The sequence below is a fragment of the Vibrio sp. Y51_MX_L26 genome (genome assembly GCF_024181935.1).
In the GTDB taxonomy this organism is placed as follows: Bacteria; Pseudomonadota; Gammaproteobacteria; order Enterobacterales; family Vibrionaceae; genus Vibrio; species Vibrio diabolicus.
This window is the reverse complement of sequence record NZ_JAMZAS010000003.1, coordinates 195,417-219,695: the sequence shown is the minus strand read 5'-3', so window position 1 is coordinate 219,695 and position 24,279 is coordinate 195,417. Positions and strand designations below refer to the sequence as shown.

General features: G+C 45.3%; 22 protein-coding genes. 4 read left to right on the top strand and 18 right to left on the bottom strand.

The window, feature by feature from the left end:
• Positions 1 to 3 precede the first annotated feature (3 nt).
• From deoA to NL645_RS09605, 8 genes are all read right to left on the bottom strand, one after another.
• Positions 4 to 1,332 carry a thymidine phosphorylase gene (deoA, locus tag NL645_RS09640; protein WP_048625940.1) on the bottom strand — a complete coding sequence of 443 codons (1,329 nt, stop codon included), beginning with the start codon at positions 1,330 to 1,332 and terminating at the stop codon, positions 4 to 6.
• Positions 1,333 to 1,429: 97 nt separating this feature from the next.
• A complete protein-coding gene (gene deoC / locus NL645_RS09635; protein WP_006742378.1) occupies positions 1,430 to 2,206 on the bottom strand; it encodes a deoxyribose-phosphate aldolase in 777 nt (258 codons plus the stop codon).
• A 581-nt stretch (positions 2,207 to 2,787) separates the two neighbouring features.
• The gene (locus tag NL645_RS09630) at positions 2,788 to 4,071 is read right to left on the bottom strand and encodes a NupC/NupG family nucleoside CNT transporter (protein WP_006742377.1); all 1,284 of its coding nucleotides are present in this window, start codon (positions 4,069 to 4,071) and stop codon (positions 2,788 to 2,790) included.
• A 204-nt stretch (positions 4,072 to 4,275) separates the two neighbouring features.
• Positions 4,276 to 5,049, bottom strand: a complete 774-nt coding sequence (locus tag NL645_RS09625) for a TatD family hydrolase (RefSeq protein WP_253651629.1) — start codon at positions 5,047 to 5,049, stop codon at positions 4,276 to 4,278.
• Positions 5,036 to 5,233, bottom strand: coding sequence for a DUF5363 family protein (locus tag NL645_RS09620; RefSeq protein WP_253651628.1), 198 nt, complete (start codon positions 5,231 to 5,233; stop codon positions 5,036 to 5,038). Before NL645_RS09620 ends, NL645_RS09625 begins: the two co-directional genes overlap by 14 nt.
• 95 nt (positions 5,234 to 5,328) lie before the next feature.
• The gene (gene prfC / locus NL645_RS09615; RefSeq protein WP_253651627.1) at positions 5,329 to 6,918 is read right to left on the bottom strand and encodes a peptide chain release factor 3; all 1,590 of its coding nucleotides are present in this window, start codon (positions 6,916 to 6,918) and stop codon (positions 5,329 to 5,331) included.
• Positions 6,919 to 7,064: 146 nt separating this feature from the next.
• Complete coding sequence (gene rimI / locus NL645_RS09610) at positions 7,065 to 7,520, bottom strand: ribosomal protein S18-alanine N-acetyltransferase (protein WP_253651626.1); 456 nt, start codon at positions 7,518 to 7,520, stop codon at positions 7,065 to 7,067.
• Between the two features lie 55 nt (positions 7,521 to 7,575).
• Positions 7,576 to 7,986: a DNA polymerase III subunit psi gene (locus NL645_RS09605; RefSeq protein ID WP_253651625.1), complete on the bottom strand. Its 411-nt coding sequence runs from the start codon at positions 7,984 to 7,986 to the stop codon at positions 7,576 to 7,578.
• A 150-nt stretch (positions 7,987 to 8,136) separates the two neighbouring features.
• On the opposite strand from NL645_RS09605, the gene NL645_RS09600 reads away from it, so the two are divergent.
• The gene (locus tag NL645_RS09600) at positions 8,137 to 8,583 is read left to right on the top strand and encodes a hypothetical protein (protein ID WP_253651624.1); all 447 of its coding nucleotides are present in this window, start codon (positions 8,137 to 8,139) and stop codon (positions 8,581 to 8,583) included.
• A gap of 64 nt (positions 8,584 to 8,647) precedes the next feature.
• Here the strand turns inward: NL645_RS09600 and NL645_RS09595 are convergent, their stop codons facing one another.
• Together NL645_RS09595 and NL645_RS09590 are read right to left on the bottom strand one after the other, a co-directional pair.
• Positions 8,648 to 9,151 carry a GNAT family N-acetyltransferase gene (locus NL645_RS09595; RefSeq protein ID WP_253651623.1) on the bottom strand — a complete coding sequence of 168 codons (504 nt, stop codon included), beginning with the start codon at positions 9,149 to 9,151 and terminating at the stop codon, positions 8,648 to 8,650.
• The gene (locus NL645_RS09590) at positions 9,135 to 9,662 is read right to left on the bottom strand and encodes an SCP2 domain-containing protein (protein ID WP_005394645.1); all 528 of its coding nucleotides are present in this window, start codon (positions 9,660 to 9,662) and stop codon (positions 9,135 to 9,137) included. The genes NL645_RS09595 and NL645_RS09590 overlap by 17 nt, the downstream gene beginning before the upstream one ends.
• A 362-nt stretch (positions 9,663 to 10,024) precedes the next feature.
• Between NL645_RS09590 and NL645_RS09585 the strand changes: the two genes are divergently transcribed.
• From NL645_RS09585 to NL645_RS09575, 3 genes are all read left to right on the top strand, one after another.
• Positions 10,025 to 12,064: a bifunctional diguanylate cyclase/phosphodiesterase gene (locus tag NL645_RS09585; RefSeq protein WP_047008947.1), complete on the top strand. Its 2,040-nt coding sequence runs from the start codon at positions 10,025 to 10,027 to the stop codon at positions 12,062 to 12,064.
• Positions 12,065 to 12,197: 133 nt separating this feature from the next.
• On the top strand, positions 12,198 to 13,211 hold the full coding sequence (locus NL645_RS09580; RefSeq protein WP_047008948.1) for a peptidase U32 family protein: 1,014 nt from the start codon (positions 12,198 to 12,200) through the stop codon (positions 13,209 to 13,211).
• A gap of 20 nt (positions 13,212 to 13,231) precedes the next feature.
• The gene (locus NL645_RS09575) at positions 13,232 to 14,110 is read left to right on the top strand and encodes a U32 family peptidase (protein WP_253651706.1); all 879 of its coding nucleotides are present in this window, start codon (positions 13,232 to 13,234) and stop codon (positions 14,108 to 14,110) included.
• 52 nt (positions 14,111 to 14,162) lie between these two features.
• On the opposite strand, the gene NL645_RS09570 is transcribed toward NL645_RS09575, so the two are convergent.
• From NL645_RS09570 to infB, 8 genes are all read right to left on the bottom strand, one after another.
• A complete protein-coding gene (locus tag NL645_RS09570; protein WP_161443023.1) occupies positions 14,163 to 15,509 on the bottom strand; it encodes an MATE family efflux transporter in 1,347 nt (448 codons plus the stop codon).
• 124 nt (positions 15,510 to 15,633) lie between these two features.
• Positions 15,634 to 16,056, bottom strand: a complete 423-nt coding sequence (locus NL645_RS09565; protein WP_005394653.1) for a MarR family winged helix-turn-helix transcriptional regulator — start codon at positions 16,054 to 16,056, stop codon at positions 15,634 to 15,636.
• Between the two features lie 99 nt (positions 16,057 to 16,155).
• Positions 16,156 to 17,076: a lipoprotein NlpI gene (gene nlpI, locus NL645_RS09560; protein WP_005394654.1), complete on the bottom strand. Its 921-nt coding sequence runs from the start codon at positions 17,074 to 17,076 to the stop codon at positions 16,156 to 16,158.
• Positions 17,077 to 17,255: 179 nt separating this feature from the next.
• Entirely contained in the window at positions 17,256 to 19,391 is a 2,136-nt protein-coding gene (pnp, locus tag NL645_RS09555) for a polyribonucleotide nucleotidyltransferase (RefSeq protein ID WP_253651622.1), read from the bottom strand.
• Positions 19,392 to 19,683: 292 nt separating this feature from the next.
• A complete protein-coding gene (gene rpsO, locus NL645_RS09550) occupies positions 19,684 to 19,953 on the bottom strand; it encodes a 30S ribosomal protein S15 (protein WP_005380094.1) in 270 nt (89 codons plus the stop codon).
• A gap of 141 nt (positions 19,954 to 20,094) precedes the next feature.
• On the bottom strand, positions 20,095 to 21,048 hold the full coding sequence (truB, locus tag NL645_RS09545) for a tRNA pseudouridine(55) synthase TruB (RefSeq protein WP_005394656.1): 954 nt from the start codon (positions 21,046 to 21,048) through the stop codon (positions 20,095 to 20,097).
• A complete protein-coding gene (gene rbfA, locus NL645_RS09540; RefSeq protein WP_005394657.1) occupies positions 21,048 to 21,443 on the bottom strand; it encodes a 30S ribosome-binding factor RbfA in 396 nt (131 codons plus the stop codon). The genes truB and rbfA overlap by 1 nt, the downstream gene beginning before the upstream one ends.
• Before the next feature lie 114 nt (positions 21,444 to 21,557).
• Positions 21,558 to 24,266 (bottom strand): translation initiation factor IF-2, encoded by a 2,709-nt coding sequence (infB, locus tag NL645_RS09535; RefSeq protein WP_253651621.1) that lies wholly within the window; start codon positions 24,264 to 24,266, stop codon positions 21,558 to 21,560.
• Between the last annotated feature and the right edge of the window lie 13 nt (positions 24,267 to 24,279).

Genomic DNA, 24,279 nt, shown 5'->3' with positions numbered 1-24,279 from the left:
CTATTAAATATCTTCTGCACGAATTTGGCGGTAAACCTCTGGAGTTGGTGTGTACTCACCACCTACTTTGATTGCACTGCGCAGTGCTTTTGCCGCTTCTTCCCACTGCTCTTCACTGCGAGCGTGGATAACGGCAAGAGGTTTATCGCTATCTGCAACTTCACCCAAGCGGATGAACTCGTCGAAACCTACGGCATAGTCGATTTCATCAGTAGCAACACGGCGACCACCACCCATAGCAACGACAGCCATGCCAATCGCACGCGTGTCCATTGCTGAAACAATGCCCGTTTCCGTCGCGTAAACAGGCTTGATGATTTCCGCTTTTTCTAGGTAGTTATCGTAGTTTTCTACGAAGTCTGCTGGGCCGCCAAGACCCGCAACCATCTTGCCGAAGCATGCTGCTGCTTTACCGTTGTCTAGTGCTTCCATCAACTTCGCACGTGCATCTTCTGTGTTCTCAGCCAGTTTGCCAAGTACCAGCATTTCTGCACAAGAAGCCATGGTGACTTCAAGTAGGCGTGGGTTACGGTATTCACCCGTTAGGAAACGAACCGCTTCACGAACTTCCACCGCATTACCTGCCGAAGAGGCCAATACTTGGTTCATGTCTGTCAGGATTGCAGTGGTCTTAGTACCCGCACCGTTTGCTACTGCAACGATTGATTTCGCTAGCTCTTCAGACGCTTCGTAAGTTGGCATGAATGCACCAGAGCCGACTTTAACGTCCATCACTAGCGACTCCAGACCCGCTGCCAATTTCTTAGAAAGAATGGAAGCAGTGATCAGAGAAATGTTGTCTACGGTTGCGGTAATATCACGAGTCGCGTAAACACGCTTATCCGCTGGAGCAAGGTCACCAGTTTGACCGATGATCGCCACACCAGCGTCTTTAGTTACTTGCCCAAACACATCGTTGCTTGGTGTGATGTTGTAGCCTGGAATAGACTCAAGCTTATCTAGCGTACCGCCTGTGTGGCCAAGACCACGGCCAGAGATCATTGGTACGAAACCGCCGCATGCTGCCACCATAGGGCCAAGCATCAAAGACGTTACGTCACCCACACCGCCGGTAGAGTGTTTGTCGACAATTGGGCCACCAAAGTTCATGTGGCTCCAGTCGATAACCATGCCCGAATCACGCATTGCACACGTTAGGGCGATGCGCTCATCCATGGTCATTTCATTGAAGAAAATCGTCATAGCAAACGCCGCGATCTGACCTTCAGATACGGTGTTATTTGCTACGCCTTGAATAAAGAAGTTGATTTCGTCTGCGGTAAGTACTTCACCGTCACGTTTTTTACGAATGATTTCTTGTGGTAAATACATTAGTGCCTCCCATGCTCTCAGTGAGCCATGGTTAAGTAGGATAAAAGAGGTTTGGTAGCACCCGTTTAGGTGCTACCGTTCAGACATATTATTGGGATTAGTACGCTGCTGGATCAGCAGTTTCGTCTGTCACTTCTAATGTATTTAGTAGGTTAGTTAGCAGGCTAGACGCACCGAAACGGTAGTGACGGGCATCAACCCAGTTGTCACCTAGGATTTCGTCAGCCATTGCTAGGTATGCAGCTGCGTCTTCAGCAGTGCGCACACCACCTGCTGGTTTGAAACCAACAGTTTCTGCAACACCCATGTCGCGAATCACTTCAAGCATCATGCGTGCATATTCTGGTGTTGCGTTTACTGGCACTTTACCAGTTGAAGTTTTAATGAAGTCAGCACCTGCTTCAATACAGATTTGAGATGCTTTCTTGATTAGTGCTTCTTCTTTTAGTTCACCTGTTTCGATGATCACTTTAAGAAGAATGTCACCACAAGCTTCTTTACATTGCTTAACTAGCTCGAAGCCTACTTTCTCATCACCTGCCATTAGCGCGCGGTAAGGGAAAACTACGTCAACTTCGTCTGCACCGTAAGCAACCGCCGCTTTTGTTTCAGCAACTGCGATTTCAATGTCGTCGTTACCATGTGGGAAGTTCGTTACTGTTGCAATACGAACCTCTGGCGTACCTTGCTCACGAAGTGTCTTCTTAGCAATAGGAATAAAGCGAGGGTAAATACAAATTGCAGCTGTGTTGCCTACTGCTGTTTTCGCGTCATGACATAATGAGATCACTTTTGCATCAGTGTCATCGTCATTCAACGTAGTTAGGTCCATAAGTTTAAGTGCACGTAGCGCTGCTGCTTTTAAATCGCTCATTTCTATCTCCGATCAATATTCAAAAAATTCACTACTCAGCCTTACATCACGTCTCTAACTATAATCAACAAGTCGAGACAATGTGAGTAAATGGCTAAACAGTCTATTAATGAACGGACTTGGTTCCCTGAAGACTCGGCATATACAGCGAAAGTTTCATATGCCAATTGCTATCCTTGTCACCGCACAGTACCAGTTTGGCCTATGGCACAACAATCTATGATTGCGGTGTCTTTAATATCACATCACACAGCAAAACGCCTATTAGATCTGATATTGCTGGGCAAGTCATTTGCCCATCGATTATGTAATATTCATTACGTGATTAAGTATCAACCTTAACCACTATCCTGTGATTAATACATTATAGAGTTTCACCGCAAAACTGTAGCACCAAATAGAGCGCAAACGGTTTGTATCTCAAAATTTCCTAGCCCCTATTCCATCGGCTGCGTAACTCATAGACTGAGGTCGGCACCCGGTGAGATTTTGGAGCCCGAAAAACGAAAAATGCCCCGCAGCAATCTCTTGCTACAGGGCATGATGTAAAACGGCGTCTATATATTAAGAACCGATTCTAATTATAGTGCTGCAAGGCTTAAGCAGAAGCCTGCAATTGTCGCTGCCATAAGGTTAGACAACGTACCTGCAAGAACAGCTTTAACACCCATGCGAGCAATGTCACTACGACGGTTTGGTGCAAGGCTACCTAGACCACCAAGTAGAATCGCGATAGAAGAAAGGTTCGCGAAACCACATAGTGCGAATGAGATGATAGCTGTTGTCTTCTCAGACATTACTTCACCAGTTGCCGCGATTACTTGAGCGTTTTCACCTAGGTATGGTGTGAAGTTCAAGTAAGCAACGAATTCGTTCACTACGATTTTCTGACCGATGAATGAACCAGCAGTTACTGCTTCAGCCCATGGAACACCGATTAGGAATGCTAGTGGAGAGAATGCGTAACCTAGGATTAGCTCTAGCGTTAGTTCTGGCATGCCGAACCAACCACCGATGCCACCTAGCATACCGTTGATCAGCGCGATTAGACCAACGAATGCGATTAGCATTGCACCTACGTTAAGCGCAAGTTGTAGACCAGAAGCCGCACCGCCCGCTGCTGCGTCGATTACGTTTACTGGTTTGTCGTCGCCGCCATCCATCGCTTCTTCGATACTTTCGTGAGGCTGGTCAGTCTCTGGGTGAAGGATTTTAGCGAATAGTAGACCACCTGGTGCCGCCATAAATGATGCTGCTACTAGGTACTCTAGTGGAACACCCATTGAAGCGTAGCCCGCTAGTACACCACCAGCAACAGAAGCTAGACCACCACACATTACCGCGAATAGCTCTGATTGAGTCATTTTTGGAACGAATGGACGAACAACTAGAGGTGCTTCTGTTTGACCTACGAAAATGTTTGCTGCTGCTGACATTGATTCCGCACGTGAAGTGCCCAGCGCTTTTTGTAGTGCGCCACCAAGAATCTTGATAACCCATTGCATAACGCCAATGTAGTAAAGAACTGAAATCAGTGCAGAGAAGAAGATCAGTGTAGGAAGAACACGGAATGCGAAGATGAAACCGCCGCCGCCGAATACTTCGAACATCTTGTCAGAAACAAGACCACCGAACAGGAATGATGAACCATCGTTACCGTAGTTGATAACGTTAGAAACACCTGAAGAGAAACCGTTTAGTAGATCACGGCCCCAAGGTACATACAGAACAAATGCACCTAATGCGAATTGGATAGCGAATGCGCCACCCACAGTTCTTAGATTGATAGCTTTTCGGTTATTAGAAAATGCCACTGCAATCGCAAGAAGCACTACCATACCGATTAGGCTCATAAACAGGCTCATAGTTTATGACTTCCTTATAAGTTATTTATTGGCGTGTTACAAAATGGAGCTATAAAGCGGGAGCAATTATACTCATGCAGAATCAATTAAAGTAATGCCAGCCTCACACTTTCCTATAAGATTCATGATTGATTCAGCCAGCTTTGTGAGTTAATTCACAATAAGCAGGAAAACGTTTTCTATTTCAAACCACATCTTTAGATTTTATTCACATATCGAGAAAGCAAAATTGCTATTTTTCCATAACTGAGAGGCAATCGATTGCTTTGAGCCGTTATGCAACTCTACGAGTTCATTAAAGACGTGAATGAGTTTGGCTGGGTGATTCGACTCCCCTTGATACCCAAGTATAGGCATATCCGGTGCATCTGTTTCGATCACGAGATGTTTGAGTGGTAATTTTTGAATTGCGTCGCGCGTTTTCTTCGCTCTTGGGTAGGTGATGGCTCCTCCTACACCGATAAAAAAACCTAATTTGACCCACTCCATTGCTTGCTGATAACTCCCAGAGAAAGCATGTAGCACACCGCCCCGAGGGAGCTTCGCCGCTTTAACCATTTGAATAAGGCGATTGTGCGCTTTTCGGCTATGTAAAATAACTGGGAGTTCGAAGCGTCTAGCCAGTTCAAATTGAACTTCAAGTGTCTTTTCTTGCAACTGTGGGTCAACATCAATAGCAAAATCTAGCCCACACTCTCCTATTGCCACGCACTGGGGAGCATTTTGTTTTAGATAATGTTCCAATTCAGCAAAGTGCTGCTCGACGTTATCTTCAAGAAAATACGGATGAAACCCAAGGGCGTAATACAAATTGGCATGTTGATCTGCCAAGGTTTGAATACGAGCCCAGTTTTGAGGTCCCACTGAAGGAATCAGAATTCTTGTCACTCCTTGCGTTTGAGCTAGCTGAAGTTGATGTGCAAAGTCACCTTGGAATACATCAAAGTCAAAGTGACAATGGGTATCAAAGAGCTTCATCTTGAGACTTTTTATCTGTACCGACAAACTGAGAATCAGAAAATATCAGAGCTTCACTGTTCTCTTCATTTTGATGGGCAGGATCTTTTCGATACGGAACGCAGCTGCGTTTTTGATCGGGGGTTAGCCCCATCTCCTTGCACCAGTCGTCGTAACGCTTCAATCCTCGTTTAAACCAGTTCATACCTCATCCTTATGAAAAACGCCCTTGGCTAAGTTTATAGCCAAGGGCGTTTTAAAATCTAGTTTGCGTTAAAGCTTACCCAAACCGCTTTTTGATTAGTGCTCACGCGTCGCACGGAAATCAATATCAGGGAAACGCTCTTTCGCCAAGTTTAAGTTAACCATTGTTGGTGCAATATACGTTAGGTTATCACCACCATCCAATGCTAAGTTTGCTTGGTTCTTACGTTGGAACTCATCCAGTTTCTTCGCATCATCACACTCAGCCCAACGCGCAGTTGCAACGTTAATGCCTTCATAAATCGCTTCAACGTTATATTCAGACTTCAAACGAGCCACAACAACATCGAACTGAAGTACACCAACGGCACCAACGATCAGATCGTTGTTTTGTAGTGGACGGAATACCTGTACCGCACCTTCTTCTGATAGTTGCACCAAGCCTTTTAGTAGCTGTTTCTGCTTTAGTGGATCTTTCAGGCGAATACGACGGAACAGTTCCGGGGCGAAGTTCGGAATACCAGAGAACTTCAGTGACTCACCTTGAGTAAAGGTATCACCAATTTGAATAGTGCCGTGGTTATGCAGACCAATGATGTCACCCGCGTAAGCGTGTTCTGCACGTGAACGGTCACCAGCCATAAAGGTTACTGCATCAGAGATACTCACCTGCTTGCCAAGACGAACGTGGTTCATCTTCATACCCTGCGTGTAAGTACCCGATACAATACGCATGAATGCGATACGGTCACGGTGTTTCGGGTCCATGTTTGCTTGGATCTTGAATACGAAACCAGAGAACTTCTCTTCTGTCGCTTCAACTTCACGCTCAACCGCTTGACGCGTTTTCGGTGCTGGTGCCCACTCTGTTAGACCGTCTAGCATGTGGTCTACACCGAAGTTACCTAATGCGGTACCGAAGTAAACTGGTGTCAGGTCACCCGTTAAGAACATTTCCAAATCAAACTCAGGGCAAGCACCCATAACAAGCTCAAGCTCTTCTCGAACACTTTCCGCAAGGCCTGCACCGACTTTTTCATCAAGCTCTGGGTTATCTAGACCTTTGATGATTCGAACTTCTTGAATCTCATGACCGTGACCAGATTCGTATAAAATCGTTTCATCACGGTGAATGTGGTACACACCTTTAAACTCTTTACCACAGCCGATTGGCCACGTGATAGGCGCACACATCATGCCCAATTCGTTTTCTACTTCGTCCAATACTTCCATTGGATCACGAACGTCACGGTCAAGTTTGTTCATGAAGGTCACGATTGGCGTATCGCGTAGACGGGTTACTTCCATCAGCTTACGAGTACGATCCTCGACACCTTTCGCTGCATCGATAACCATCAAACACGAGTCGACTGCCGTTAGAGTACGATATGTATCTTCCGAGAAGTCTTCGTGTCCAGGAGTATCAAGTAGGTTTACCAGGCAATCATTGTAAGGGAACTGCATCACAGACGTGGTTACCGAGATACCACGTTCCTTTTCCATTTCCATCCAGTCTGATTTTGCGTGCTGTGCATTACCACGACCTTTAACCGTACCTGCTTTTTGAATCGCGTTTCCGAATAAAAGGACTTTTTCAGTAATGGTGGTTTTACCCGCATCCGGGTGAGAAATAATAGCGAACGTTCTACGTTTAGACACTTCGCTTAGAAAAGGTGTATTTGACATGAAACTGGTCTTCTTTGATGTCTGAATGCTTGCTCGAAAAGCAAACACGCTTTTTAGATTCAATATTGCGCGGTATTCTCGCTTATTATTGCCTCAGGGGCAACTGATCGCTTTAGGGGCGACCTCCCTTATGGGATGCGTTAACGTTAGTGAAAGAAGAGATAACTCATGATGATCGCATCTTCTTTTCCCGTGCCAGTTTTCGCAGGGTAATAGTTATGACGTCGATCAACTTCATTGAATCCAGCTTGTTCATAAATATAAATAGCAGGCTTATTACTCTCTCGCACCTCAAGCCAAGCACTCTCCGCTTTTGATTGCTCACAATGTTCTAAGAACGCATCCAACAGTTTTTGACCATAGCCTTTACCCTGAAGATGCGGCGCGATAGCAATATTCAGCAACGTAACTTCACCGACAATATTCTGCGCATAAAAGTAGCCAATCACCATCTCGCCATCGAGCATCACATGATGACATGCTCCACGGCTGGATAAATCACGTACCAAAGACTCTGCCCACGGATGCGAGTGTGCTTGCTGCTCAATTTGCCAAACTTGATCTAAGTGCTCAACGCACATTGGTAAGATTTTAGTTGTCATTATTTACCTAGGGGTTCATGTGCAATACCAATTGCAGTAAAACGGGGATTAATGCTTATTTGCTCGAATTGTTGTAAGAACAAATCTGTTGCCAAAGTGCACGTTTTTGTTGGGTATTCCCATCCACATCTTGCAACAATGGCGATGTCAGTTGTTTAATGTCAGGCAATACTTCGGCTTCACACCCTGCAAACCAAACCCACTCAAGCTCGTGCTGGCCAAGTAATGGAAATCGCTCTGGCTCAATATGTAACGCTTGGTCAAGCGTTAACTTCATACTCTTTAGGATGTTTTCAAACAAAACCGCCGTCTCATTCTCTGGACATACCGGAGAGATCAACAGGAGTTTGCAAGAACTTTGCAAATCGATTTTTGGCGATTGGTAACCTGCCAATCTATCTGGGTGTACCAGCTCCCATGTGCTGATGCCCATTTCGTGTAAATACTGTTTCTCGTTAATTGACATTTTCCGTCACCTATTTGAACGAGGGCAATCCTAACAAATAATCGTGATTATACCTAAAGGACTTCAAGGAACACCTCAATACATTGGAATGATTGAACTGTTCTGCCTATGACAATGGCCACACCGTAGGTATAACATATGAGGTACATTATGAAATTCTTACCTACACTGCTGCTTTGCGCACTGGTAGCCACCACCAGCATGAGTATTTTTGCTAATAGCAGCGATGAGTGGGAGCTGATTGCAACGAAAACCGTCAAATTCCAAACAGAAACGGATACCGTGACACCAAATAGCCTATTCCGAAATCGCAGCTTCAGTAAAATTAAACTGAAATGTGTGCAGGGCACGGTAGACATTAACGACTTAAAAGTCGTGATGACGGACGGTAGTGAGAAAAAGCTAACCTCTATGGGTGTGCTAACAAGTGGATTATCGACTCGTGCATGGAGCCTTCCCGGCTCAAGAGAAGCGAAGCTAAAACAGATTGAAATGACTTACAGTAGTTGGGGCAGCAGAAAACTCAATGTTTTAGGGCTAAGTAAGAAAGCAAAAATAGAGGTTTGGGGTAAGAAGAAAAGTGACCAGTCGTCTTAATCTCCCTATCTCAGTTTTCAATGAACTAAGAAAGAAGCCCACTGAGTTAGTGGGCTTCTTTCATTTACAGTTCAGAGAACTCTGGCGCGTAATCTATGCGTCCGGAGCGTCCGGCACATTGACCTTCGACCAACTCTGCGATACGAAATGCACCTTTAGGAACATCCCAAGCGCATTCGAATCCCATCTCGTCGCATGATTGAAAGCCCTGGCGCGCGTAATAATTAGGATCGCCCAACACCACACACACTGGATAGCCAAAATCACGCAGTGAATCAAAACCTTCTTTGATCAACTCTGCAGCGATGCCTTGGCGACGGTAATCTTCATGAACAGCCAATGGCGCCAGCCCTTGCCACGACAAATCTTCACCATTTAAGGTCACTGGGCTAAATAAAGCATGGCCTATCACCTCTCCCTCATCTGTACACGCGACTAAGGAAAGTGTGAATTTGCTGTTTTCGCGCAAACGCATCACAAGCTTAGCTTCAGCTTCCGTCGGGAAGGCGTGTTTCAATAAGCGGTCAATGGTAAGAATGTCCGCAGGGGCTTCAGTTCGAATAAGCATTCGCTACTCCGGTTGGTTGTGCTGGCGCTTGAACCCCTTTCTGAACAAAATCAGCCAATTGATTCAAAGCGACTTGCATTGCTTTCGGTAACTGCTCTAAGTCGACACTGTCCATTAAGTTTTTCACTTCTAAGCCAAGCTCAGTATCGCCTTCAATTGAAAGGCGACGTTGGAAGAACAGTGTGTCAGGGTCTTCTTTACGACCAGCAATCAGTACTAGGTCGTTTAGATTACCACTAAAACTCACATCTTCCTGAACTGGTTTTTCAGCTACCACTAATTTTTCGTCTTGATAGCTGATGTACCATGCTAAGTTCAAGTCTTTAATCGCAACTTTTAACCACTTGTCTTCAAGGAACTCAAAGTCACCATCTTCCAAGGCTTCTTTAAACACCATTTTTAGCCCCTCCAGCAATGCTTTTTGCTGAATTGGCTGTGGTAATAACTGGACTGGAGAACGCAAAATGTTAGCTGCGTTCTTTACTAGTTGACTGCGAATCTTGTTTAACACGTTCATTATCCGTTACTTTGTCATTAGGTTGCCTATATTAAGCAATCGTGGCAATGAGATTACTGTTATGTATCAATAAAGTGCTTATTTTAGATTGGTGGATTATTGTTCACTAACGCTTCTTTTTTTGAAGTTACGTGTATTATTGATGCGAACAGGTGGATAAACACTTTTACAACCGTATTTTCAAAGTTATAGTTATCTGAGCGTATCCATGTGATTGTCGACTGTAAAGTTAAAACCGCGAGCCCTTTAATGGCAAGCGATACTGGACTTGATAGTAGACCGCCGCAGGCTTATCAGGGTGTCGCTTTTTATACACGGACGAATAATCTGGCTCATTGGAGATCGGTAATACCCTAATGCCTTCCCAGCAATTAAAACATTGGTTTGCCACGCTAACCTCAAATAGCCCTTTCTTCTTTGCCATTCTTGATAAAAAACACAATTATCGAATGGTAAGTGACCGTTACTGCGATATCGCAGGTTTAAGTCATGAGGAAATCATCGGCTTAAACGATTGCCAGGTACTGGGTGAGCAGTTTTATAAAAAGCTGGCCCCTTACTATCAGCGTGCATTCAAAGGAACGCATGTCGAAGCCGAAATCACCCTCGATGAAACCGACCTTGAAACCAGCCTGCACTTTAGTCTGTCACCGGTTTTTGAAGGTAACGAAATTCGCTTTGTCGTTTTTCACGCCGTGGATACTTCAGAAAAGCAGATCCTCGTACGCTCCTTAGAGGAGTCCGAAAGTAAGTTTGCGAAATTAACACAACTACTGCCTGACGGTCTGCTGCTTATCGAAGATGACATTATCATTTCTGCCAACCCTGCATCAGCACGCCTCCTGGGACTGAACTCTCCCCATGAATTGCTAGGCGAGGAGCTCAGCCGTTTATTCATCGATGAAAACAGCAAGAAAGTGTTTAGTCATCGTTTGAGTACATTAATTTCTGACAAGCCTTTTGTTTGCTTAACCAGCGCGAGATGTGGCTTTGAACGAAAAGTTCAGTTACACGCTGATTCCACGGCGATATTAGGTAGCGAGTCTCAAATCATCCTGATCCAAGACGCTGACGATACACCTAAGAATTTGTCTTCTGCATCGAATGAAGACATACATATTGATTCGCTCACCAAACTCTACAACCGCTTTGGTTTTACCAAACGTTTGGAACAGCTGATCAAAAAGCAAACGCCGCTTCTGGTGTTCTATTTGGATATCGATAACTTCAAAAACATTAATGACTCACTTGGTCACCACATTGGCGATAAAGTGATTCAAGAGGTATCGGCCCGTCTTAAACGATTACTGCCAAATCAAGCGATTATTGGTCATTTGGGTGGCGATGAGTTTGGCGTCATTCTGCCAGAACCAGAAAATACCCGCATGGCTGAAATTTTGTCAGATCGCATTATCTCATTGATCAATCAGCCTTTCGACTTGCACCACTTCAGTAAACGCCTTGCGTGCTCAATTGGTAGCGTTCGTTACCCTGAAGACGGGCAAGATGCGCGAATCCTGCTACAAAATGCTGATACTGCGATGTATGAAGCCAAAGATCGTGGCCGAAATCGCCTGATCAAATTTAACGACCAGATGAACAAAGAAGCGCGCATGCGTTTGTGGCTTGAAATCGAACTGCAAAAAGCATTGCAGCAGAACGGTTTGGAGGTGTGGTATCAACCAAAGGTTAACGCGCGTGACTTCAGCATTAATGGTGCCGAAGCGCTCGTTCGTTGGAAACACCCTGTCGAAGGTTACATTAGCCCAGGTTCATTCATTCCTGTCGCCGAGCGTGCAGGGTTAATCGAACATCTTGGACGCGTCGTGATGCGTGATGTTTTCAATACGGTAAAACGTTGGAAACAACAAGGCATACTGCCAGGTCGTGTCGCTATCAACCTCTCTCCCGAGCAATTTGGTAACCCACAGCTGATCGACTTTATGGAAAAGTTGCTTCGCACTACCGAGCTTGATCCAAGCTGCATTACCTTCGAGCTAACCGAAAGTGCCGTGATGAGTGATAGCGAACATACACTGCAAATGCTGAATGCGATTAAGAAACTGGGCTTCGCCCTCTCTATCGATGACTTTGGTACTGGTTACTCTTCCCTTTCCTACTTAGCGCGCTTCCCTATCGACGAGCTGAAAATCGATCGCGCGTTTATTAACGATATCGACACGCTACCCAAACAGGTCACTGTGATTGAAAACATCATTAATCTGGGTAAGTCACTCGACTTGACGGTCGTTGCCGAGGGGGTGGAAACCCACCAGCAAGCTACTTTGCTCTCTAACCTTCAATGTAATGCGATTCAAGGATTCCATTTTTATCGCCCACAGCCAAAACATGAAATTGAAGAGCTGTTTGTACAGAATCGTCGTCACAAGAACTAACCCCGACTCGATACCCTTACTCTCAAGGGGTAAATATCGACTTTATTGAGCTAAACCTAACTTAGGTCAATTTCGCTATTCATAATTCTTCATAAAATGCGGACACCTTTTTATTCTCAATGATTGTGAGCATATGGAACTCTTGTGTCCCGCGGGTAACCTGCCTGCGTTAAAAACTGCGATTGATTGCGGTGCCGATGCCGTCTACATTGGCTTCAAAGATGATACCAACGCCCGTCACTTTGCTGGCCTCAACTTTAACGGCAAAAAGTTAGAAAAAGCGGTGCAATACGTTCACGACCGCGACAAAAAAATTCATGTCGCGTTGAATACCTTCGCTCATCCTAATGGCTTTGAGCGCTGGACGAACGCGGTAGACAATGCAGCGGCATTGGGTGTGGACGCGCTGATTGTTGCAGACATTGCAGTTCTGGAGTATGCAGCTCGCAAATATCCCGATCTGGAACTACATCTTTCAGTGCAAGCATCAGCGACCAACGTCGCAGCCATTGATTTTTATAAACAGAACTTCAACGTAAAACGTGTGGTGCTGCCTCGCGTCTTATCGATTCATCAGGTGAAGCAGCTTTCGCGCAACATCACTAGCGATGTCGAGCTAGAAGTCTTTGCTTTTGGTAGCCTTTGTATTATGTCCGAAGGCCGTTGTTATTTGTCATCATACATGACGGGTGAGTCACCAAACACTGTGGGTGCCTGTTCTCCTGCCAAATACGTTCGTTGGCAAGAAACTGATCAAGGCCTTGAGTCTCGTCTGAACAACATCCTAATTGACCGCTACTGCGCAGGAGAAAACGCGGGCTACCCTACACTCTGTAAAGGTCGTTTTGAAACAGAAATTGATGGTGAGAAAAAACGCTATCATGCTCTGGAAGAGCCAACCAGTTTGAACACCCTTTCGATGCTGCCAGAACTGTTTGCCGCTAATGTCGCGTCTGTAAAAATTGAAGGGCGCCAACGCAGCCCAGCATACGTAGAGCAAGTCACTCGAACATGGCGAGCCGCGATTGATCGCTACCAAGCCAACCCGGAAGCTTACCAAGTTGAAGCCGCATGGGATGCGACGCTCGCAAATGTGTCGGAAGGAACGCAAACCACCCTAGGTGCTTACCACCGTAAATGGCAGTAGAGGTTAAGATGGATAACTCAATGAAATACGCACTTGGTCCACTACTCTATTTTTGGCCAAAACAAGATGTAGAAGCCTTCTACCAACAAGCAAAACAAAGCTCTGCAGACATTATTTACCTGGGTGAATCGGTTTGCTCTAAACGCAGAGAAATGAAACCAGCCCACTGGTTGGAAATCGCCAAAGACTTATCTGCCTCTGGCAAGCAAGTCGTTATCTCTACGATGGCGCTACTGGAAGCACCGAGTGAAGTAAACATCATGAAGAAGTACATTAATAACGGTGACTTCGCCATTGAGGCTAATGACGTAGCGGCGGTTCAATTAGCATCAGAGCATAAAGTGCCTTTCGTCGTTGGTCCTGCAATCAATACTTATAACGCACACACGCTCAACTTATTTTTGAAGCAAGGTATGATGCGTTGGTGCATGCCTGTCGAGCTCTCTCGCGAATGGTTAAACGATACTTTAGTTCAGTGTGACGAGCTGGGTATTCGTAACAAGTTTGAAGTTGAGGTATTTAGCCACGGTTATTTACCTTTAGCGTATTCCGCTCGCTGTTTCACAGCCCGAGCTGAAAACCGAGCGAAAGACGATTGCGAAACCTGCTGTATCAAATACCCTACGGGAATCCAGGTCAGTAGCCAAGAAGGGCAAGAAGTCTTTAACCTTAACGGCATTCAAACGCAATCAGGGTATTGTTATAACCTGATCAATGACTTACCAAGCATGCAAGGGCTGGTTGATGTAGTCCGCTTAAGCCCTCTCGGTGTGAGTACACTTTCTGAGTTAGAGCATTTTCGCTCAAACGAGCACGGCGACAACCCTGAAAAACTCGAAAGCCGCCAATGCAATGGCTATTGGCATCAGCTAGCTGGCTTAGAAGTAAAAAGCATTTAGCTCCCCAAAAAAGAAAAGCGAGGCCCGACCTCGCTTTCTCTATCAGCCATTGTTAACAGGCTTGCACTGTTGGCTCAGCCGAAGTTTCGTTTAGCAGCTTTTTCACGTCCCGCCACAACATACTGACCACGACTAAACTCAGCGCAATATTGGACAATGGGAAAGCCAGCCAAATACCTGTCACGCCAAACAGTTTCGGCATAACGAATAAAAACGGCAGTTGAACCAACATGTTGCCTAATGTCACAAACATGGCTTTGCTGCCTTTGTTTACCGATTGGTAGTACGCAGCCGCCACGACTAAAAAGCCATCTAGGAACAACGCAAACATGTGTAAACGAATCCCGATCACCGTGCTATCAATCAACTGTTGATCAGCATTGTTAAACACCGAGACCAACTCGTACGGGAAAAGGTTCATCAAACCAACAAACGCTACACCACCAAGCACAGATGTCCCCATTGCGACTTGCAGTAATTTTCTGACGTTCGCCTGGTTGCGCGCCCCGTGATTGAAACTCACTAGAGGTTGCATACCGTTCGCGATTCCCTCTGCAATTAGATAGTAAACCGTCACGATGTACCCCAAAATGGCGTACGCTCCGATCAACATTGCACTTCCGTACTGAGCAAATAATGCGTTGTGCATTGCCACCATCACAGAGCCGTACGCGTACATAAAGAAGCTAGATGTACCGATCATTATAATCTTTGGTGCAACATCAACTTGAACCTTAAAGTCACTGATTCGAAGGCGTAAGGTCGCTTTTGAAGTAAAGAAGTAACCAATACCAAGCACGGTTACCACCAATTGTGCCAGCGCTGTAGCAATGGCCGCTCCGGTTAACTCCCACCCCAACCAAGCAATAAATACGTAGTCTAATACAATATTAATGACGGCACCGATGACCATCAGCATCGTTGCTAAGTTCGGGCTGTCGTCATTGCGTAAAAGAAATGGAACCGCGATAGAGCCTAGCGTAAATACGCACGCGACAATCAGAATATGCAGATATTGTAGCGCGAGTTCAAACACTCGCCCTTCCGCCCCCTGCCAACGAATAAATTCATCGGAAAAATAGAACAATATGGTAGCAACGACCGGCATCAATATCGCTAACAACCCCAATCCGGTCGTTAAAATACGCTTCGCGCCCTCATGATCGTTTTCTCCTTGCTTAATCGACGTTAGCGCACCAGTCCCCACCCCAATCATCATCCCTATACCGAGGATAGAACCGATGATCGGCCACGCAACATTGATCCCTGCTAATCCGTCAGCACCAACATAACGGCCAATAAAAATGCCATCAACTATTTGATATAAACCGTTCACGAGCATTGCTGCGACGGTTGGAATCGTATATTTCCAAAACTGTCTATAAATTGAGTTTTGCATGACTGCCACCAGTAGTTAGCAAAGCTAACCATTTAATTAGCAAGACTAACTAAATGGTTGAATTAAATAAAAGAAAAATGAAACACCAAAGGCTAATGCGTACAGCGGAGGCCTTTGGTTTAATTTAAAATGACTTATTGCTCAATGCTTTATTCAGTAAAGCTTGTAACTGCTCAGCTTCTTGCTGATTTAATTGTTGCATCATTTGTTCAGAGATATCTTTGTAAACCACCTGCTCCAAAGACATTTTTTCTGCGACTTCTTCTGTCAGCAATACACGCTTAGCACGGGCATCCTCATTACATGCGATGCGTTTCACCAAACCCTTTTTTTCCAAACGAACAACCATTGTCGATGCGGAAGGCTTAGTCACTTGCAACTCTTCTGCAAGATCGGTTATTCGTACACCCTCAGGGTAAACCTGAATCACACGTAAATAATCGAACTCATTAAAGCTTAGATGTGATAACGGATCTTCTTTGGCATAAACACGCCAAGCTTTGGCGCAAAAACGCTCTAAATCAATCAAGCTTTCTTCTAGTGCCATAAAATCCACCACCACTTAGTTAGCAAGGCTAACTATTTTAAATGAGTCACTCATCAAGTTCAATCATAAAAAAAGCCGCTCTCATCGAGCGGCTCTAAATCATTCCATTTCCTGCTTCTTAGCGGCCTTTAGCTTGGCTAATCTATCTTGCTGTAATTGATCGTAGATTTGTGCCAGTTCCAAGAAGGAATACCGGTGCTCAACATAATCATAAACGTTGAACGAAATCGCGAGCTTATAAAGTGAGATGGCACTTGCGATGTCACCTTCAAGCTGATTACGCTTTCCAAGGTAGAAATACGTTTCCGTTAATCGTTCAGCTAGGCGATAGTTCTCTCTCGTTCCATCCATAATGGCTTTAAGCGCGTCTTCGTCCGAGACGTCTCGCAGCATGATGGCAACAAGAACCCATCCCCACTCTTCACTACGATCTCGTAAATAACGCTGTTGAAGATTGGCTTTTGCTTGCTCTGGATTTTGCTCAGCTTCGATGATGTACAGCCATAATGAACGAAAAGGATCCGTTGGCATTTCTTGATAGTGCTTGGTCATATCTTCTAAAGCGAGATCGATTCGGCCACCATAATATAGTGCAATCGCACGGTTGCGCTCAGCATAGGTATTATCCGGAGCCAACTCTATGGTCGAGTCAAACGCTTCATAAGCCGCGTCAAACTCCCCCACTTGGGTGAAATACACCCCCAAAAGATTGAAGATATCCGGTTGAGCAGGATTCAACTGCAAAGACTGGTTAAAGTCCAAACGGGCAAGATCACGCAAACCAACGCTATCGTAGTAGCTACCGCGCTCATAATGCATTTTAGCGCGTACTTCATCACTGAGATCAGGACGTTGTAGCAACTGCGATAAACGCGCGATTTGTACTTCTTGTTGAACGCTAGGCTGAAGTGGCACCGCCATCGGTGGATATAGCCACTTTTGTGCTGATTGCTGAGAAGTATTTGCACAACCGGTCAGCGCGATAGCAACACATAAACTTGCGGTTTGAAACCATTTCACTAATTGATACTCCTGTTTGGACCGCTCAAAATTTATTTCTCTTAATGCAATATAGGCGATAACCTTGTTTGAGGTTAATGCGTCGAAATAAACCAAAAAAAGGGGAGCGAAAATGCTCCCCTTTTATAACATGCTTTCAGGCCCTTAATCTAATAAAAGGCTGAAAGTCTCATTTTGTCTTACTCGTCTTTCGCAGCTGGTGCTTCAGCAGCAGCTTCTTCAGCTGGCTTTTCTACCGCTTCTTTCATGCTTAGACGTACACGGCCTTGGCGGTCGATTTCAAGAACTTTAACTTGAACTTCTTGGCCTTCAGCTAGGTAGTCAGACACTTTCTCAACACGTTTTTCGGCGATTTGAGAAATGTGTACGAGACCATCTTTGCCTGGAAGAACCGTTACGAATGCACCGAAGTCAGCTAGACGTGCAACTTTACCCGTGTAGATACGGCCAACTTCAACTTCAGCAGTGATCTCTTCGATACGGCGGATAGCTTCTTTCGCAGCAGTGCCTTCAGTTGCAGCAATCTTGATAGTACCGTCGTCTTCGATTTCAATAGTTGTACCAGTCTCTTCAGTTAGAGCACGGATAACTGCACCACCTTTACCGATAACGTCTTTGATCTTCTCTGCGCTGATCTTCATCGTGTGAATACGAGGAGCAAATTCAGAGATGTCTTCACGGGCACCAGAGATTGCTTCATCCATTACAGATAGGATGTGCTTACGTGCGCCTTGAGCTTGGTTAAGCGCAATTTGCATGATTTCTTTAGTGATGCCTTCGATCTTGATGTCCATTTGAAGAGCAGTGATACCAGTGTTAGTACCTGCTACTTTAAAGTCCATATCACCTAGATGGTCTTCGTCACCAAGGATGTCAGAAAGAACAACGAAGTCGTCGCCTTCTTTAACAAGGCCCATTGCGATACCCGCAACAGAAGACTTGATTGGCACACCTGCGTCCATAAGCGCAAGAGACGTACCACATACAGAAGCCATTGAAGATGAACCGTTAGATTCAGTGATTTCCGATACAACACGTACTGTGTATGGGAACTCATCTACTGATGGCATTACTGCTGCGATACCACGTTTAGCCAGTTTACCGTGGCCGATTTCACGACGCTTAGGAGAACCTACAAAACCAGTCTCACCTACACAGTATGGAGGGAAGTTGTAGTGCAGTAGGAAGTGATCTTTACGCTCGCCTGTTAGCTCATCAATGATTTGAGCATCACGCTGAGTACCTAGAGTTGCCGTCACGATAGCCTGAGTTTCACCACGAGTGAATAGTGCGCTACCGTGTGTGCGAGGAAGAACACCAGTGCGTACATCTAGTGCACGAACCATGTCTTTTTCACGGCCATCAATACGAGGGTTACCCGCGATGATGCTACGACGTACGACTGTTTTCTCTAGATCATGGAAGATAGTGTGAATTTCTTTTGTATCCGCTTCAGGATCTTCAGCAAGAAGAACTTCATTTACTTCCGCAGCGATCTCATTGATACGGTCGTAACGAGCCATCTTCTCAGTGATTTTGTAAGCCTCAACAAGCTTCGCTTCTGCTAGCTCAGCAATCTTATCTTTAAGTGCTGTGTTTTCTTCAGGAGCAACCCAATCCCAAGCAGGAGTTGCTACTTCTGCTTTGAATTCGTTGATAGCTTTGATAGCAACTTGTTGTTGATCATGACCGTAAACAACCGCTGCTAGCATTTCTTCTTCAGTTAGGTTGTCCGCTTCTGATTCAACCATCAGTACGGCTGATTCTGTACCAGCAACAACAAGATCAAGCTTAGAAGCTTCTAGTTCAGTTTGGCTAGGGTTAAGTACAAGCTGACCATCGATATGACCAACACGCGCCGCACCGATAGGGCCGTTGAATGGAATGCCAGAGATAGCAAGAGCAGCAGAAGTACCGATCATTGTAACGATATCTGGCTGAACATCTGGGTTTACAGACATTACTGTCGCGATAACCTGAACTTCGTTTTTAAACGCGTCTGGGAATAGCGGACGGATTGGACGGTCGATTAGACGAGCTGTTAGCGTTTCGCCTTCAGAAGGACGACCTTCACGCTTGAAGAAACCGCCTGGGATTTTACCCGCAGCGTAAGTACGCTCTTGGTAGTTAACCGTTAGTGGGAAGAAGTCTTGACCTGCAACGGCTTCTTTTTTACCTACAACAGATACGAATACAGACGTATCATCCATTGTGACCATAACTGCTGCTGTAGCTTGACGTGCAATAACGCCAGTTTCTAAAGTAACTGTGTGGTTACCGTACTGGAACGTTTTAACAACTGGTTTTTCGAACATTGTTATTCCTTGTTTCTAATCTTCCTTTAGTGCTTAAAGAAATCTTAGATGTGTTAATTGACACTCAAGACATTACGAATCGCGACTAGTAAAAAGAAACTCGGAAATTCCTTTTGAATAGTCGCGACCTTTTGGTCGACGTGGTTGACTGTAATGCTATGAGCTTTTGAGAAAACCTCTTACGAGGTTTAGCCGCCAGTATTATAACGGCATAAGTCTAATTTGGCTAAATTTAGGCAACAAAAAAGGGGCATAAAGCCCCTTTTTAGACAAACTGCTATGCAGTCGCTGATTAGCGACGTAGGCCTAGACGTTTGATTAGGTCTTGGTAGCGAGCTAGGTTTTTACCTTTTAGGTAATCTAGAAGCTTACGACGACGAGAAACCATGCGTAGAAGACCACGACGGCTGTGGTGATCGCCTTTGTGCGCTTTGAAGTGACCTTGTAGGTGGTTGATAGAAGCTGTAAGTAGAGCTACTTGAACTTCTGGTGAACCAGTGTCGCCTTCGCCTTGTGCGTATTCTGCAACGATTGCTGCTTTAGTTTCTGCATTCAGAGACATAATTCTCTCCTAATAAGAGTAGGTTTAAAGTTGTAGCAGCCAATCTCTGATTCAGCCGCTACGCGAAGCGCGGATTATAGGGAAATTTCCTATCTCGTGCAATATAAAAATACCGACACTCAGGTCGGTATTTTCAATCATTTACTTGGATGCGACGTCATCTCGGAACACGACCAATCGCTTAGGAGCGATTTTGCCATCTTCGTTCATTTCGCCAACGCCAATAAACAAACGCTCTTCACCCATGGTAAGGCGAAGTGAGCCTTCGGTAGGCGCACCAAATACTTGAACAGGTTGCCCATGCTGAACCATATCCGCCAGTTCAGGCACTAAGTTGACTTCTGGTAAGTCTTCTACCGCTGTATCCATTGGTAACAGCAATGGGTCCAGTAGTTCTCGAGGAGCGCGTTCTTCACGGTGTGCTTGCTCTAGTAACTCATTCAGTTGCTCAAGTGTCACCATCTTCTCGTAAGGGTATTTCGCAACACCAGTGCGTCGAAGCATAGTTACGTGCGCACCACAACCTAACATTTCGCCTAGGTCATCCACGATGGTACGAATGTAGGTGCCTTTTGAGCAATGAACTTCCATCTCGACTTCATCGCCTTCAAAACGGTGAAGAACAATCTCGTATACCGTGATCTTACGAGATTCACGCGGAACTTCGATGCCTTTGCGAGCGTATTCATACAAGGGTTTCCCTTGATATTTCAACGCTGAAAACATGGAAGGTACTTGATCAGATTCGCCACGGAACTTCTCAATGCACGCTTCTAGCTTGTCTAACGTAACATCGATTGGACGTGTCTCTACGACTTCACCATCCGAGTCAGACGTGTTGGTACGTTCACCAAGCTTTGCGATCACACGGTAGCGTTTATCAGAATCTAGAAGAAACTGAGAAAACTTCGTCGCCTCACCCAAGCAAATTGGCAGCATGCCTGTCGCTAATGGGTCCAAGGCACCAGTGTGGCCTGCTTTCTCAGCAAAGTAGATTCGCTTTACTTTTTGCAGTGCATCATTGGAAGAGATACCTGTTGGTTTATCCAACAGTATAACGCCATTAATTGGACGACCTTTACGACGACGAGCCATTATTCTTCGTCCTCACGACCAGAATCTTTTTGCTTTTTCTTGTCTGAGCTTACCACTTCAGACACTAGGTTAGACATACGCATACCTTCAACAAGCGTATTGTCATAATGGAAGCGGATTTCTGGCGTTAGACGTAGGCGAATGCGCTTACCTAACATCATGCGAATGTGCACTTCGTGCTCGCGTAGTGCAGCTAGACATGATTCTGGTGTTTGCTCACCCACACATAGGAAGGTTACAAATACTTTTGCGTAAGCAAGGTCACGAGAAACTTCTACGTCTGAGATCGTTACCATGCCAAGGCGTGAGTCACGAACTTCACGTTGAAGGATCATCGCTAGTTCTTTTTGCAGCTGCTGTGCAACGCGCTGCGTGCGGCTAAATTCTTTTGACATATCTTTACTCTTATATAGAAAGAATGGGGGGTTGGTCAAAGCCAGCCCCCCATGGTGTATTCAACAACCAATTACTACTTATCTTTCAAAGACAATATTAGTAATTTTAGTCAATTAGTCTAGAGTACGTTTAATTTCAACGATTTCGAAGACTTCGATTTGGTCACCAACGCGAACATCATTGTAGTTCTTAACGCCGATACCACATTCGTAGCCATTCTTAACTTCTTGAACGTCATCTTTGAAACGACGTAGTGACTCTAGTTCACCTTCGTAAATAACAACGTTATCACGTAGTACACGGATTGGGTTGTTACGCTTGATCACACCTTCTGTAACCATACAACCAGCGATAGCGCCCAGTTTCGGTGACTTAAACACGTCACGAACTTCAGCAAGACCAATGATCTCTTGCTTGAATTCTGGAGCAAGCATACCGCCCATTGCCTGTTTAACTTCGTCAATCAATTGGTAAATGATTGAGTAGTAACGTAAGTCAACAGCTGCGGCTTCTACAGCACGGCGAGCAGAAGCATCTGCACGAACGTTAAAGCCAAGGATGATTGCGTTTGAAGCTTCCGCTAGTACTACGTCAGTTTCCGTAATACCACCAACACCAGAACCAACGATGTTCACTTTAACTTCGTCAGTAGATAGCTTAACTAGTGAGTCTGCGATTGCTTCTACAGAACCTTGAACGTCTGCTTTAAGTACAACGTTAAGTTCAGCAACTTCACCAGCAGTCATGTTAGAGAACATGTTCTCTAGTTTAGATTTCTGCTGACGAGCAAGTTTCACTTCACGGAACTTACCAGCACGGTAGTTAGCTACTTCACGCGCTTTACGCTCGTCACGAACTACTGTTGCTTCATCACCTGAAGATGGTACACCTGAAAGACCTAGGATCTCTACAGGGATAGATGGGCCAGCCGAAGTAATTTCTTTACCTAGCTCATCACGCATTGCACGAACACGGCCGTATTCTTGACCACAAAGAACGATGTCGCCTTTGTTTAGTGTACCTGATTGAACAAGTACTGTTGCAACTGGACCACGACCTTTATCTAGGCGAGATTCAACAACAACACCAGATGCCATGCCTTCAGCTACAGCTGTAAGTTCAAGAACTTCAGACTGAAGAAGGATTGCTTCTAGAAGACCATCGATGTTTGTACCCTGTTTAGCAGAGATGTGAACGAACATGTTCTCACCGCCCCACTCTTCAGGAATAACGTCGTATTGAGCAAGCTCGTTCTTAACGTTATCTGGGTTCGCGTCTTCTTTATCGATCTTGTTCACAGCAACAATTAGAGGAACGCCTGCCGCTTTCGCGTGCTGAATCGCTTCTACTGTTTGTGGCATTACGCCATCGTCTGCTGCAACTACAAGAACAACGATATCTGTTGCTTGAGCACCACGAGCACGCATTGCAGTAAACGCTGCGTGTCCAGGAGTATCAAGGAACGTGATCATGCCGTTGTCTGTTTCAACGTGGTACGCACCAATGTGCTGAGTAATACCACCCGCTTCGCCAGAAGCAACGTGTGTGCGACGGATGTAGTCAAGTGTTGACGTTTTACCGTGGTCAACGTGACCCATGATAGTAACAACTGGAGCACGTGGAACTGCTTCCGCGTTAGTGTCACGGTCAGATAGTACCGCTTCTTCCAGTTCGTTCTCTTTACGAAGAACTACCTTATGGCCCATTTCTTCAGCAACAAGTTGTGCTGTTTCTTGGTCGATCACTTGGTTGATAGTCGCCATAGCGCCCATCTTCATCATTACTTTGATAACTTCTGTCGCTTTAACCGACATCTTGTTAGCAAGTTCTGATAGAACGATCGTTTCGCCAATTACAACGTCTTGCTTAGCAACCGTTGCTGACTTATCAAAGCCATGCTGCATTGAAGTCGGTTTAGCAAGTTTGCCTTTACGACCTCTACCGCCACGTTGGTTGTTACGGCCACCGCGAGCTTGGTCGTCTTTACCTGAAGCTTTTTTCTTCTTACGACGACCGCTCTCTACTTTGCGATCTGCTTCATCTTCGGCTTCACGTGCGTATTGTGAAGTCGTTACATGGTAATCTGTATCTTCCATATCACCCTTTTTCTCTTCTGCAGCAGACCAACGCTCTTTATTCTTTTCAGCCAATTCGCGAGCTTCTTCAAGCTTGCGCTGACTTTCCTCTTCAGCCTTACGCTTAGCTTCTTCTTCCTGACGACGTTTAAGCTCGTCGGCCTCTTTTCGCGCTGCTTCTTGCTTAATTTTCTCTTCAGCATCACGCTTTGCTTTTTCTTCAGCATTACGTTGTGCATTCGTATCTACGTCTCGCTTCGCTTTTTCTTCAGCTTCACGTTTCGCTTTTTCTTCAGCTTCACGTTTTGCAGCTTCTTCAGCTTCACGTTTTGCAGCTTCTTCAACTTCACGTTTTGCAGCTTCTTCTGCTGCACGTTTTGCTGCTTCTTCTGCTTCACGTTGTGCTGCTTCTTCAGCTTCACGTTTCGCTTCATCTTCAATTGTGCTGCGCTTCACGTATGTACGTTTTTTGCGCACCTCAACCTGAACATTCTTACTCTTACCACCACCCGCGTTCACACTAAGTGTACTACGAGTTTTACGCTGAAGCGTAAGGCGAGTCGGCTCTGAATCACCTGATTTATCACCGTGTTCTTTCTTTAGATGAGAGAGAAGCTTCTGCTTCTCTTCATCAGTAACATTGTCAGAGCTCGCCTTTTTAATGCCAGCGTCAGCAAGTTGTTCAATCAAGCGGTCGACTGGCGTACCAATCTCATCACTCAGTGCTTTAACTGTTAATTGTGTCATGCCGCTTCCTCCT